The 13114-nt window shown below is 45.9% G+C and carries 12 protein-coding genes and 1 pseudogene; 5 read left to right on the forward strand and 8 right to left on the reverse strand.

The genetic code is table 11. The features are described 5' to 3' along the window. Nucleotides 1–205: 205 nt before the first annotated feature. Both FCL48_RS22530 and FCL48_RS22535 read left to right on the forward strand, forming a co-directional pair. Nucleotides 206–613, forward strand: a complete 408-nt coding sequence (locus tag FCL48_RS22530) for a helix-turn-helix domain-containing protein (protein ID WP_136875944.1) — start codon at nt 206–208, stop codon at nt 611–613. Between the two features lie 181 nt (nt 614–794). Continuing rightward, a complete protein-coding gene (locus FCL48_RS22535; RefSeq protein WP_136875946.1) occupies nt 795–1325 on the forward strand; it encodes a hypothetical protein in 531 nt (176 codons plus the stop codon). 109 nt (nt 1326–1434) lie between these two features. Here FCL48_RS22535 and FCL48_RS22540 read toward each other — a convergent pair whose 3' ends face one another. Then, entirely contained in the window at nt 1435–2040 is a 606-nt protein-coding gene (locus tag FCL48_RS22540; RefSeq protein WP_136875948.1) for an alpha/beta hydrolase, read from the reverse strand. Nucleotides 2041–2111: 71 nt separating this feature from the next. Next, nucleotides 2112–2579 carry a flavodoxin family protein gene (locus FCL48_RS22545; protein WP_136875950.1) on the reverse strand — a complete coding sequence of 156 codons (468 nt, stop codon included), beginning with the start codon at nt 2577–2579 and terminating at the stop codon, nt 2112–2114. A gap of 581 nt (nt 2580–3160) precedes the next feature. On the opposite strand from FCL48_RS22545, the gene FCL48_RS22550 reads away from it, so the two are divergent. Further along, nucleotides 3161–4204 (forward strand): response regulator, encoded by a 1044-nt coding sequence (locus FCL48_RS22550; protein ID WP_136875952.1) that lies wholly within the window; start codon nt 3161–3163, stop codon nt 4202–4204. A gap of 19 nt (nt 4205–4223) precedes the next feature. On the opposite strand, the gene FCL48_RS22555 is transcribed toward FCL48_RS22550, so the two are convergent. Beyond that, complete coding sequence (locus tag FCL48_RS22555; protein ID WP_136875954.1) at nt 4224–5990, reverse strand: cyclic nucleotide-binding domain-containing protein; 1767 nt, start codon at nt 5988–5990, stop codon at nt 4224–4226. Nucleotides 5991–6433: 443 nt separating this feature from the next. Here FCL48_RS22555 and FCL48_RS22560 point away from each other — a divergent pair, with 443 nt between their 5' ends. Further along, nucleotides 6434–6805 (forward strand): hypothetical protein, encoded by a 372-nt coding sequence (locus tag FCL48_RS22560; RefSeq protein WP_136875956.1) that lies wholly within the window; start codon nt 6434–6436, stop codon nt 6803–6805. A gap of 17 nt (nt 6806–6822) precedes the next feature. On the opposite strand, the gene FCL48_RS22565 is transcribed toward FCL48_RS22560, so the two are convergent. The 4 genes and pseudogenes from FCL48_RS22565 to FCL48_RS22580 form a co-directional block, all read right to left on the reverse strand. Further along, nucleotides 6823–7239 carry an OsmC family protein gene (locus FCL48_RS22565; protein WP_136875958.1) on the reverse strand — a complete coding sequence of 139 codons (417 nt, stop codon included), beginning with the start codon at nt 7237–7239 and terminating at the stop codon, nt 6823–6825. A gap of 119 nt (nt 7240–7358) precedes the next feature. Then, on the reverse strand, nt 7359–10553 hold the full coding sequence (locus tag FCL48_RS22570; RefSeq protein WP_136875960.1) for an efflux RND transporter permease subunit: 3195 nt from the start codon (nt 10551–10553) through the stop codon (nt 7359–7361). Between the two features lie 50 nt (nt 10554–10603). Then, entirely contained in the window at nt 10604–11644 is a 1041-nt protein-coding gene (locus tag FCL48_RS22575; protein ID WP_136875962.1) for an efflux RND transporter periplasmic adaptor subunit, read from the reverse strand. A 271-nt stretch (nt 11645–11915) separates the two neighbouring features. Beyond that, nucleotides 11916–12122 (reverse strand): annotated as a pseudogene (locus FCL48_RS22580) (transposase); the annotation flags it as partial. Nucleotides 12123–12212: 90 nt separating this feature from the next. Here FCL48_RS22580 and FCL48_RS22585 point away from each other — a divergent pair. Further along, complete coding sequence (locus FCL48_RS22585) at nt 12213–12398, forward strand: hypothetical protein (RefSeq protein ID WP_136875966.1); 186 nt, start codon at nt 12213–12215, stop codon at nt 12396–12398. Nucleotides 12399–12430: 32 nt separating this feature from the next. Here the strand turns inward: FCL48_RS22585 and FCL48_RS22590 are convergent, their stop codons facing one another. Next, entirely contained in the window at nt 12431–13015 is a 585-nt protein-coding gene (locus FCL48_RS22590; protein ID WP_136875968.1) for a uracil-DNA glycosylase family protein, read from the reverse strand. Between the last annotated feature and the right edge of the window lie 99 nt (nt 13016–13114).

Raw genomic sequence — 13114 nt, forward strand, 5'->3', positions numbered from 1 at the left:
CGTTTAGCAACTCCTTGCCCCCTTTAATGATTTTTGCAAATCATCATAGCAGAGGCCTTGCTTAAGGTGGTCAATTTTCGGTTAGCACAACACCCATTTACTGATCAATTTTAGGTTAGCACAACTAGTAAAAAGCAGGCAAAAATCAGCGTACCTTGATTTTGTCTCTCTGGATGATTCGGAGGAGATTGAAAAATTTTATTCTATGAAAAATATGCTGTCGATACTTGGCAGTACTGCATTTAAAAATGATATCAGAGCAAAGTTCTCCGGGTTGGTAAACAGACAGGAGGTTCCGGAGTCGAAGATTCTTGCACTGGACGCGGAAAGGGTAATTACATCTGTTTGTGCGCATTATAAGATTTCCAGGGAACAACTTTTTCTGTCCAAAAGAGGAACAGAGAATCTTCCAAGAGATATTGCTATTTACCTCGTCCGCCTCTTCTGCTGTAAAACCTTGCCAAGTGTCGGTAAGGACTTTGGAATAATTAACTATAGTACCGTGAGTAGCGCGGTTCAGAGAGTGAAACTGCGTTATGAAAGGGACAAATATCTGCTCAAAGAAATTGAGAATATAAAAAAGAAAATAGTTAAAAGTCAAAAGCGGACTTGACCCTCTGACCCCCTCTCTTTCATTTTTGTCATTTGGCGATTATCATATTGCGATGAGATCCTCACTCAACACAGGTGATTTTGGGGGAAGCGTGATTCATGGAAAAGAGTCATCGATCCAGAGGCAAGGCTGTTAAACTGACTTGGAGATAATGTAGTGAAATTCTTGAGAGAGGGGCGAAGTGACCACGACTGCAAGAGATGAACCGGGAGGCTGTTGGAGTGTTCCCTGGATTCATCAGCCTGATTGGCATGAGATGCTGCAGTGTACAGGGAAAAATTGTGCAAGACTTGGTGGGTCAAGAGCAGAGGTGATGGGACACATCGATGCTATTATCATGCTCTATGAAGAAGTGGAGGCACCGTTGAGTCGTCTTTGTGAAGTCACATGCCCCACCTGTAATGATGTCTGCTGCCTCAAAGCTACAGTTTGGTATGATCAGCGGGATATAATAATTTACCACCTCGTAACAGGTCTCTTCCCAGAACACCAGATTACAAGGAGTGCTAAAGGGATTTGCTGTAATCTTGGGGAAAACGGTTGCAGGTTGCCCCGTTTACAGCGCCCTTTTATCTGTACCTGGTATATATGTCCAGAGCAGACAACGATGCTCAAGAGAGAAGCGGGTAATCCTGAGGTAAACATTCTGGAGAAAATTCATCAGATAAAAGAGTTGCGAAAGAGGATTGGGACCCTTTACCTGCAGGTGTAGCGACTACGGATAGATTGTGCTGGCGGAGTACTGTCCGTAAGTTCTGGGATGTTGTTTTTGTGTGCCGGGTTTCGCGAGTTCTTCGTATATGGATGTGACTCCTCTTTCATCACGAGAGGAAATTTTCCATGAGATCCTCTAACGCATTAAAGCTGCCGTAATAGAAATGGTCGGTGGCATCAATAACCTCAAACCGCGCGTCGGGGTTCCAGTCCTGGAGGGCTTGCCTGATCAGCTGAGGTGGGGCGAATTCATCTTCTTCACCGGTAATCACGAGCTGTAACAGAGGCAGGGTGGAAACATCTCGAAAAGGAATAAAGGCAATGGGAGGCGAGATGAAGATCATCGCCTCGACTTCTTCTGGCACTTCAGGTAAATGGGCGATCACCCAGGAGCCGAAGGAATAGCCGACCAGCTGGATGGAGGTTATTCCTTTGCCGACAAGGAAATTGATCGCCGCCAGGATATCCTGCCCCTCACCTAGTCCACCGTCGTGCTTGCCTTCACTCCTGCCTGTTCCCCTGAAATTAAAGCGCAGGGTCGTGATGTTTTTATAGTTGTAGCTGCGAACCAGGGCTTCAACAACGGGATTAGACATATCTCCCCCATAGAGGGGATGAGGGTGGGTGATGATTGCGCCTCTGGTGTCACTGTGTTTTGTGTAAAGACCTTCCAGGGTGAGGTTTTTACTTGCAAAGGTGATATGTTTTTCCATGTTGTGCAGCTGTCCCCCAATCGGCTTTGTTGTTGAATGTATGTCGCACCCGTTGCTATTTCCAAGACCTGTTAGAAAATACCAAAATCTATACCTGCGGCGAGGGTCTGGCCAAGTTCTTCCAGATCAGCAAGATCGTTTTCCGTCGGGCTGCCGACAATCCTTCTGTGTTCCTGCACCTTCTTCCATTTATAACCGGCAGCCAGCCGCTCAATCTGGGTAATGGCACCCCGTCCGTCATTCCCACCACAGACGAAGACAACGAAGGGAAGCCCTATGGTTAGATCTTTTGCGGCTTCATAGGTGCGGTCAAAAAAGTCTTTGATCAGGCCTGCCATGGTCCCAAAATATTCAGGTGATCCGATGGCAATTCCGCTACACGACAAGAGATCGTCGATCTGGGCCTCAGCTGCCTGTTTATAAACGAGGGCAATATTTGTTTCTTTTGCAGCCCCTTTGGCAAAACGGTCGGCCATCTTCTTCATCGTACCACCCTGGGAATGGTAAATGATCAGCAGCTTCTTTTTCTTTTCCTCCATTTGCGACTCTTCTGTAGAGTTGATTCCTGCATCGATACACTTTCCCCTGGTTAGAATATACTCTGAAAAGAAAGACTTGATTACCTTTTATTTGGGGGGGAACAGCATTGCAGGTTTTTCCTCGATTTTTGAGGATGACGAAAATAAAAACCGTTCTTCTGGAATTTTTTGGAAAACAATTCGTTGTGATAATTGGTGATGTTATGCCTGCTACTTGGCGTATGGCGTATGGCGTATGGCGTATGGCGTATGGCGTATAAGGTACAGCGGGAATATCGGATTATCTCTATCAGCAAGCGGGAAGACATCGGGAGCACGGCAATTGATGTGACAACAGAATCGTTTTGATCCCGCATCCCCCCATGTACCTTTGATAGCAGGAAGAATCTGTCTAACTTTTGTATCATGTATGGTATAATATCTGTAATAACCCTATATTAGAGTCCTCTCCCCGCAAGTCTGTCATAATTAACAAAGAAATTGGGTGGGTATTTTTAAAAATTTTTCTGTTAAACTGCTGTTATTAAGATGAAAGTTCAAAACAAAAGTCGTGTTCACCAGGCAGGAGTAAAGTTGATAGTATGAACAGAAAAATTCTCTTTGTCGATGATGATCGCGTCATACAGATGGTTGTGGAACAGCAACTGGCGGCTTTCGCCGAACATTTCAGCTTAGTTTTTGCCAATGATGGCCTTGATGCAATCAAAAAACTTGAAAACGGTTGCTTTTCACTCGTTTGTATTGACCTCATTATGCCTCGTATGAAAGGGGTAAATCTCTTTTCTCATATACGAAGTCATTTTCCGCATGTTCCAGCAATTATCATGTCAGGAAAATCAAAAGAAGAGATGCAGGAGTTAATTCCTCCTCTGGGTGTTTATGAATATTTTTCCAAGCCGTTTGAGCCTAAATTACTTTGTAAAAGTATAATGAAACACCTTCAAAAAGAGGCGGAGGGTGGAATTATGTACAACGTATCGCCACCGGTATTCTTCCAGTTTATGGAGATGGAGGCCAAAACATGTACCGCGCGTGTTCTGGATAATGGTTCACCGCGGGGTGGAGTGCTCTACTTCACCGATGGGCAGTTGCTTGACGTTCGGGTTGGCATGATAACGGGATTAGATGCCGCTCATATCGTTTTTGGTTGGAATGATGTTACCGTATTTATAGAAAAAAACTGTCCAGCAATAGAAAACAGAATTAACCTTCCGCTTCAAACTGTTATTATGCAGGCCGTCAGCATGAAAGATGAGGATGAAGAAGACATTGAACTTCAAAGCGCAAAGCAGGAACGGGGGCAGGATTTGGCCGATAGTCCGGAAGGTGGTATTTCTTCAAAATTGAGATCAGCTCGGCTCGGTGAGATATCAGGTATTCTGGCAGATGAAGTGGCTGCAAATAGCGTTGGGGATATATCGCAGAGAGTGGAAATGACCGACGCAGTTCAAGCAATTGCGGCCATTGGAGAACACTCAAATTTGGGCGAGTTTTATCTGGGTGTTTTAGCGTATGGATCTGAAGATGATGCTGTTGTGATACCCAGTAAACCTCCAGTTAGAATCGAATGTTCGTCTGAAAGTCATGCGAAAGGAGTCGTCAGGAAGCTTGTACGTAAGATCTGAAAGGTGTGACTCCGTGAAACTATCTGTTGAAGGCCACTATTTCACGGAGTTCTGAGCCAGTGAGGAGCGTATCGAATTCAACATGTACAGAATAGGCGTTACCTATTATATCATGGTCTCGTACAGCTAGAATTTTCCCGTTACGTTCTACAGCCGGGTTCGTATTACTCTTTTTTATCGAGAGCTGTATCTTTTTGCCAAACAGGTAGTGAGTGTTTTTTCTTTGGGACGAGTGCACTATAAAACAGACGCCGCCCTGGGAAATATCCAGAATATTACCTCTGCCTTCAGCTTCTGTTTTTTTACCATCTGCTCCTAAGAGTATAAAAGAAATCTTTCCCGATATTTTTTTTCTTTCAAGCTGCCTCCTGGAGCGCTTCATCTTTTTCAGAAGAGTGGTAGATGTTTCAATATGGCTGCAATAATCTGACAATTTGGATTCAATGCCAGGGTATTTCTTTTCCAATTTTTGCAGACTCTCATAAGACAGCGAGAACACCTCAGCACCTTGGCTTTTCGCTGCACTGGTCCAGACCGAGAGTTCGAAAAAGGTCCCGTGGCCGAGCAGACCTCCCTCTGATACGATTTGAAGGGGGATTTCCCTTCCATCGATATGGGTGTAGAGTTGAACCCTTCCCGTGTTCACAAAAAAGAGTTCTGAGTGGATTTGTCCCTGCTGAACGAGATGTTCCCCACTCGCATAGCTCTTTCTTTTCATAGCATGATAAAGGGCGATAAACTCTTCTGCGCTAAGAATATCAACGATATTTTTCCAAACAAAATAGAAATTTTCATCAATAAGAGCTTTCTTACTTTCTTCTATTAATTCGGTTGCACGAATACTTTCTGTCAGGGCCATTGGCTCTATCTGCAGTAACCACTCCTGAAGAGCTTCGGCTTTATCAAACTGTTGGTTTTGTGTCGCAGTGTTTATAAGACCGACAATGAGCTTGACCGCCTCAGTTTTTCTGTCTTCTGCAGCCAATGCAACAATTTGGTCTTTTTCTGGTAGTGTTTCGAGTTCCTGGGGGACAGGTGCAACCTTAGGAGCTGCAGGAATATTTCTGCTTTTAGCTGTATTGCTGGCAGTTGAGACTTTTTGAGTTTTTGGTTGCTGTGGCTTAGGCTCTTCAGATTTTTCTGGTTGTATATGTTCGAGTTGACGGACAGCAAGCTCGGCCGCTTCAACTATATATTCATTGAGCGGATGTTTTCCTGCGCTATGGTCTGATAAGATTGCATTCAAACAAGCCGTTGCTTCAAAGTATGAGCAGTAACCGATGGTTTGGCATGCGGCGAGCAAAACTTCATTTCTTGTATTCGCCGCTAGACTTTCAAGGTTTGCAATGATTTTCATTAATACTTTTGCAACCTCTTTGTCGGCAAAGTAGACCAATGTTCGTATAAACTGAGGTTTCAGTCGGTCTTCGGCTTTGTCTAACATATTGAGCAAAACTTTTTTACCTACATTTTCTTGCTCCAGTTGTTTTTCTACTTTTCGGCAGGCATCTTCTAATGCTTCCAGATTTCGATTATCCTTCATTGTTATGATAACGTAGCCAATGCTCGTAGAATGAAGGTAAATGAAACCGTTTTTGAAATAGAGAGTTGCTGTTTTCGGAGTTTTAAGATCTGCAATAGCAGCGTGCATGAAAGTGACAGTTTGCGGATCAATTTTTAAGGATGGAGGGTTGTTTTCACAAAACAGTGCTTCTCCATGATGAGAAAGGAGAAGGACATTTTGAATTGAAGGTAGTTTTGCTATTTTATTTAAAAAAGTGATCATGAATTTGTCGTTAAAAGCTTTCCAAGAGACTATTGTATTGAGGGATTACCCGCTGATTTGAGGAAAGAAACCCAATCTGTCTCATTTTTTCATTTTAATCCCGATGTGAATGACTATACAAATACCTGAGCGGGATTACATCAATTATCAAAGGTCGCCTGGGTAGAGACAAAATCTAAAGTGGGATTGAAGCCCTCAATTTCATTATTTTTTTACTATCAGGTGCACCTTGTTTTTCCATTCATGCTGTTGCAGATGATAACTCCCATAGATGCATGGATCATTGTTGTGGCCCGGTAGTGATGAGATTGGAACCATCTCCTTAACCATAAAGGACATTGTAGGTCAAATAAGTATCTGTTGTGCCATCGTGATTAAGATTATCTCTGGTCAATAAGGTACTGATAATGCAAGACCTGCCCCCGTCATAGAAGGAGTAAGTTGTGACTGAGCTGATACAAATATTTGGTGCTCTAACCTTTTTTACAGGCCTTGCCCTCGTGGTGAGGCCTGAGCGTATCTTTGGTTTTTTGCAAAAACAACTGGCCAAGGTAGAACTGCATATTTTCAATGTTGTACTGAGAATAATTTTTGGGATTCTCATGATATCTCAATCCAGCATATCAAATTTTCCTTTTGTTGTTGAAACTATTGGCTGGTTTTGCATTGGTATAGCTGTAATTCTGACGCTCACGAGCCGTGAACGTTTCAAAAGGGTCTTTTCGTGGGCTGTAACATTGGTCGAAACAAATAGCCGTGTCGGCGCTGCTTTGATAATGGCCTTTGGTGCCTTTCTTATCTTTGCCTTTGTTTAGACCCTTGGGCAATCATCTTATGATTCTATTTTTATCTCCCAGCTCATCTTTAGAAAACTTGCATACATTTTCGAGACTCCACAGTATTTGTCGTGGGAGAGTTCTACAGCTTTTGAGAGTTTTTTCAGATCGAGACCGCTACCCTTAAACGTGTAAGTGATGTGCATTGCGGTGTAGACCGAGGGGATATCCTCGGTTGCATCTGCTTCTACAGTGATAATAAGGTCATCAAATTTTACCCTCATTTTTTCCAAAATCATTGCGACATCAATTCCCGTACATCCGGCAAGAGATGCAAGCATCAGCTGTTTCGGACTTGCTCCTGCATCCTGGCCGCCTATAGAGACAGGGGCGTCGGTTACTACGGGATGGTCTCCTACCATGGACTCAAAAGTGAGATTTCCTTTCCAGGTTGTTTGAATTGCTGCTTTCATATTTTTTGTACCTTTGTAGATTGTTTTTGTTGAGAGACCTCTTTAAACTCGGCTTTTCTGCATGAGCAGCTGTAACTATTATTTCTCTTGGAAATCTTTCAACCAGGTTTCTTATCTTCTCAATTCTCATTGTATTCTATTGATCGGGTTCGCTTTTCCAGATCAATCAGGATATCCCATTGAACAGGGACAATAATGATTGTAAGCAGGGTTGCTGTGCAGAGCCCCGTTACAAATGTCATGGCCATACTTCCCCAGACCGTGGAGTATTCAGGAATTCCAAGGGCCATTGGCAGCAGTCCCAGGGTGGTTGTCAATGTGGTCAGGAGGATGGGACGCAGCCGGATGTTTACTGCGAGCATGAGCGCCTCACGTTTTTTCATGCCCTGCTGGTAACATGTATTCAGAAATTCGACCAGCACCAGAGAGTCGTTGACCACCACTCCGGTCACCCCGACAATGGCAACAAAACTGTTGACGGTAAAGAGGGTGCGCGAGAGGAGTGTCCCGTAAATGACGCCTGTGAGAGCAAAGATAACGGCTGAAATGATGATGAGAGGTTGCAGATAGGATTGAAACTGGGCGGCCAGTATCAGATAGATAAGCAGTATTGCTATGATGAAGGCATAGGTCAGCGACAGAAAAGATTCCTTGGTCGATTCATGTTCTCCTGAAAAATTAAGCGTTGCCCCCGGATAATTATCCCGTATGGTGTGGTAGTATTCCCTCGTTTTTTTGACAACCATCGCACTTGAGATCGGGGCCCCGGGTTTGATGTTGGCCGTCAGGGTAATCGCACGCTGGTTCTCATATCGGTTGAGGTAGCCGGGTTCTATGGAAAACTCGGGCTGGCAAAGGTCAGAGAGCCGGATTGTACCAACAGGCAGTTCGATGACCGGGACATCTAGAGCTCTTAGCATCTGTGCGTCTTCGTCGTGCAGGGTCTTCACCTTTATATCGATAATGTCTTCAGGCAGTTTCATCTCACCTACAATCTGTCCATTGAGAACGGAAGAAGCGAGCCTGGCAACCTCGGCCAGAGTCAGGCCCCATTCTGCGACTTTCTCCTTGTTTATTTTAAGACGAAAAATCCTGCCGATACTTCCCTGATCATTTTGCAGATCAATGAGCCAGGGTGAGATATCTTTCTGGGTCTTAAGATAGTCCTGCAGTTTTTTGGCAAGCAAAGACACATTCTCAGCATTGGTGCCGAGGGTCCTTACATTGATATCTTTTCCCGATGGAGGACCGTCTTTTTCAGGCCGTATCGAGAGGGTCGTCCCTGCAGGGACATAGGGTTGGAGCCGCTCACGCATATAGTCAAGATGCTTGATAACGTCGTTTTCAGGGTAATCGGCAAACCGTCTTTTTTGAGATTCCGGCAGGGTCACTGCGACGTGCCCAAGATTATTCCCGTATTGGGGAGAATAATCTTCGTTGATATAAAATCCGGAAAACCCAAGGGCTGATTCGTGCATGGCCTTGCCTTCTTCCATCACTGCCAGGGCTATTTTTTTAACCAGTTTATCTGTCTTGTAAATCGGGGTTCCGGCGGGGCCTGTCAGCTCCACATAGTAGAGTGCGTAGCTGTCTGGAAAAAACTGGATCCGGATGAGGTTCGATACACCCTGCATGGAACTGAAAAAAATTATTATGGCACCAATAAAGGCAAGACCAAGGGAGAGAAGTGAGGTGTACCTGAAACGCATGGTCAAGCGGATGAGAGCGTCAAAAAGTCTGCGGGTGGTCCGCATAACAACCCCTTCGTTGAGCTGTCTGATGTATTTTTCTAAACTGTCGCCCGATAGCGGGTCCTGTTCCTGTTTTTCCTGCCTGCGAGGGCCGTAATCCAGATAGTGGCAGGGGAGAATCAGCAAACATTCAAGTAAAGAGGCCATTAGGGCGAAAACGATTGTTTTGGGAATAATTTCAAAGAAATCTCCAACCATCCCGGTCATGATGAGCATCGGCAGAAAGGCAACGGCGGTGGTCAGGGTTGCAGAGATCACAGGAAAAAACACCTCTGAGGTGCCAACGATTACCGCCCTGCGGACCTCTTTGCCGGACTGGATATGGCGGTAGATATTTTCCACCACCACAATGGCGTCATCGACAATGATGCCTGAGACCAGGACGAAGGCAAAAAGGGAAACCTCATTGATGGAATTGCCGCTGAGGTACATGAAAACCATGGTCACCAGAAAGGCAAAGGGGATGCCGATCGTGGTGAGTGCGGCGTTTCTCAGGCCCATAAACTGCCAGATGATGAGGCAGACGAGGAAAACACCAAGGAGGAGATTGACGCCCAGGACCCTGATGGAGTCGTTGATCTTGTTGCTTGAGTCCTGGGTTACGGTCAGGGTTATTCCTTCCATTACATAGGATGGCTGCAGTTCAGCTACGATTTGTCGCACACTATTGGCGATAAAAAGAGCATTGCCGCTGCTTGACTTTAAGATCTGCAGGGTAACGCATTCCAGGCCGTCCACAGAGGCGATGATGTATGGGTCACGGTAGGTGAAGTAACCGTCTTCTGCAATATCGCCAATGCGAATAAACGAGCCGTCGCTGTCTGTTCGGATGATGGTTGAAAAAACATCGGCCCGTGATCTGAACTGCTCATCAACCCTGATGATAAACTCGCCATTTTCAGTCTCGGTGTGACCCGCCGGGATGGTCACGTTTGTGAGCTTGAGTATCTCTGTTGCCTCGCTGTAGGTGATACCGTAGCGTTGCATTTTCTCAGGTGAGAGCAGGACGTGGAACTCCCGTATATATTTACCGATCAGCTTTGTCTCTTTGACCCCTGTAAGCTGGCCCAGTGGAATTTTCAGCTCTTCTGCCACAAGGGCGAGGGTGGCATTGGAATGTTTGCCGGAGATGTTGACGCTGATCGTGGGAAACCAGTCATTTACATCAAGAAAGTTGAATACCGGGGGTTCCGGTAACTCCGGAAGATCGCCGAGAATGGAGAGAACCTTGAGCCGAACATCGTCAAAACGCCCACGATAATCGCTGTCATCGTCAAATTTGATGACGATGTTGGAGCGCTCCCTGTAGGAGGTTGACCGGACGTAGCTTAAGTCTTCAATATCTTCCAGGGCATCTTCGATCTCCCTGGTGATAAGTGTCTCTACATCTTCGGGTGAGGCACCGGGCAGAAAGGTGTTGATGTACATTTTACCGAACTCGATGTTCGGATAGCGCTCAACCGGCATGCGCAGCATGACAAAGGCGCCGACCAGGATAAGCAGCACGAAGACCATGTTCAGCACAACTTTCTGTCTGAGGGTGAAATCGATGAATCGGTTCATACCGCTTTGCTGTAGCATATACCTGGCCTGTATGTCTGGCTGCCTGCCAACTATTGAAGAGGATCGGGGCTGAGCTGGACCTGTTGTCCTGCCTTTAACTCACTGCCCGAGACAATGGAAAACTGGTCGTCATCTGAATGGCCCACCAAGATTACCTGAATACGCCTGCCATCCGGGGCGACCAGCCATGAGGCTTCATAGCGGTTAATGAGAGCCGAGTGGGGGACCAAAAAGCTGCCGGTATCTTCGCCGCTTATGAGCTGCACTTCGGCCCGCATTCCCCCTTGTAATTGTTGTTGGAGGTTGGATTGCTTGGCGTTGGTGATCAAATCCACATGTATTTTTCGGGTTGAGGCATCAGAAACAGGGGCGCTGCGATAGATGGTCGCGGGGACCTCTGCTCCGAGATCGGGGAAAAAAAGGCTGATGGGCTGCTTGCCGTTAAGGGCCTGCAACTCACTGTAGGTCAAGGCAAGGGGGACGATGAGCCTTTGGAAGTCTCCGAGACGGGCAATGGGTTTGCCTGCCTGGATATATTCCCCCTGCTCGGCAAATCGTTCAATGACCAGCCAGCCCTGGGGCCCCTTGAGCGTATGGCGCTTGAGCTGTTCTTTGAGCCTCTTTTCTTCGTTGACCAGTTTTTTCAAGGTGATGTGGTGTAAGTCGGTTGCAAGACTCACTTCATCGAGCTGCGCTTGGGGAGTTGACTTTTTACTCAGAAGCGTTGTGTATCTGGAAAGGGTTTTCTCTTCCTGAGCGAGTTGGCGCTCTGTCTGTTCCTGGGCGATAGTGTTTGCCGTGATATCGAGCAGGATAAAGGTTGGATCTATGGTGGCGAGAATACCGTTTTCTGGAATCGGTTCCCCGATATCGGCCACGATCTCTTCACATCTGCCGCTGACCTCGCTGGTCACGGTCATTTCCTGGCGTGGATAGGTAAAGCCACTGAGAGTAACGCTTCGATAAAAGGGTTGTAGTGTTGTGAGTTCCTTGCTTATTGCACTTAAAGGGAGCAGGATGCCTGTGATGAAAAGCAGGGGAAGTAGCGTCCGTTGGACGAGAATAATACGGCTGAAAATAAGTGCAGACATAATTCTCCAGATTGATGGTCACTCGATTACCCGAAAGGCAACAATGAAGTCTTCCCGGCTGTCCAAACTGTTGTGCAGCAGACCAGCAGGGAGCAGAAGGCCTGTAAGATTTGTAATTTATTGAGCCGAGTGAGAGTATTACACAAAAAACCCATTTATGCACTCAAGCACATCATAAATGTACTTGAGTTGCAAACAGGCTTGTCTCTTTAACTCAACTTTCGGGATTCAGTTTCAGGCACTCTCAATTCACTCTTTACAATGCCTACTGCCGACAATTGTAGGCAACAAACATGTGGCGCATGAAAACGATTGTTGTGTGAGCGATTAATGCATCAAAGTCACGACACTGGATTTCTTTAACCAGCTTCAGATGTTGTTTTGCCATTTTGAAGAACACTTCAATATCCCAACGTTTTCCATAAATTTGCACAATATCTGACTTGGGAAGTTCGATGTCACTTGACAGTAATAATAAACCAGACATTTTGTGTGTGATTGCTGGGGTAACGTTTCAGTTAATGAAAGATTTCTCTCTAATGTAAGTCAAAACATAAGGAGGTAAGAAATGTCATTGCTACAGGAAACGATCGTTTACATTCTTCTCATCCCCCTCTTTCTCCAAATTGTTCTTCCCCTTGCAATGTTGCTCATAAGGCTTTGTTGCCTGCCGTTTCACTCATTGTCTAAAGGTAAGGTCTCTGCCGGTGCTCCGGCAGTCCATGGAATCAATTCCATGGAAAACCTGGCGTAATGTATCAATCATCTCCCCGGAGCACAAAGCTGTTACTCGCGGAAGTGCTCGGAGCAGTGGCTGGGGTCTACCAGCTTACGATAGGTTCGAATGACCTTTTTAAAATCTTCCCAGGTGTCTTTTTTCAGCCTGGGGTTTCTGAGCAGGGCGGCCGGATGATATACCGGCATGAGGAGCCTGTTGTTCCACTGGAGCCAGTGGCCTCTTGCTGCGGTGATTTTGCACGACTCATCATTGAGTAGTTTCCTGGTGGCAGTGGAACCAAGGGTGATGATGATTCTGGGATTGACAAGATCTATCTGTTCATGCAGGTAGGGGATGCAGGTCTCTACTTCCCTGTTGGTCGGGACACGGTTGTTTGGTGGCCGACAACGGACTATATTGCTGATAAATACATGCTGCTGCCGGGTAAAGCCGCAGGCGCCTAAAATTTTATCCAGCAGCTGACCGGATTTACCAATAAACGGTCTGCCGACCCTGTCTTCATCTGCTCCCGGGGCCTCCCCCACCAGAAAAATCTCGGCGTTTGTATTGCCTTCTCCAAAAATTGCATGGTTTCTGTCGCTGTGAAGCGGACAAGCTGTACATGTCAGAATTCGTTGCTTCAGCCTTTCCATACTATTTTCCAAAGAGTAGATTATCTGTAAGTAAGACACTCCATAGAGATGCCCCTGTCAGGCAAAAAAATCAATATATTTATCCGTGCAGCGCTTTTT

It is taken from the genome of Desulforhopalus sp. IMCC35007, from assembly GCF_005116575.1.
In the GTDB taxonomy this organism is placed as follows: domain Bacteria; phylum Desulfobacterota; class Desulfobulbia; order Desulfobulbales; family Desulfocapsaceae; genus Desulforhopalus_A.

Excerpts from the sequence above, each read along its gene's own strand:
- FCL48_RS22565 (WP_136875958.1), bottom strand. The coding sequence starts at position 7,239 with ATGAAAGCAGCAATTCAAACAACCTGGAAAGGAAATCTCACTTTTGAG.
- FCL48_RS22540 (WP_136875948.1), bottom strand. The coding sequence starts at position 2,040 with ATGGAAAAACATATCACCTTTGCAAGTAAAAACCTCACCCTGGAAGGT.
- FCL48_RS22555 (WP_136875954.1), bottom strand. The coding sequence starts at position 5,990 with ATGATCACTTTTTTAAATAAAATAGCAAAACTACCTTCAATTCAAAAT.
- FCL48_RS22590 (WP_136875968.1), bottom strand. The coding sequence starts at position 13,015 with ATGGAAAGGCTGAAGCAACGAATTCTGACATGTACAGCTTGTCCGCTT.
- FCL48_RS22530 (WP_136875944.1), top strand. The coding sequence starts at position 206 with ATGAAAAATATGCTGTCGATACTTGGCAGTACTGCATTTAAAAATGAT.
- FCL48_RS22550 (WP_136875952.1), top strand. The coding sequence starts at position 3,161 with ATGAACAGAAAAATTCTCTTTGTCGATGATGATCGCGTCATACAGATG.
- FCL48_RS22570 (WP_136875960.1), bottom strand. The coding sequence starts at position 10,553 with ATGAACCGATTCATCGATTTCACCCTCAGACAGAAAGTTGTGCTGAAC.
- FCL48_RS22585 (WP_136875966.1), top strand. The coding sequence starts at position 12,213 with ATGTCATTGCTACAGGAAACGATCGTTTACATTCTTCTCATCCCCCTC.
- FCL48_RS22545 (WP_136875950.1), bottom strand. The coding sequence starts at position 2,579 with ATGGAGGAAAAGAAAAAGAAGCTGCTGATCATTTACCATTCCCAGGGT.
- FCL48_RS22575 (WP_136875962.1), bottom strand. The coding sequence starts at position 11,644 with ATGTCTGCACTTATTTTCAGCCGTATTATTCTCGTCCAACGGACGCTA.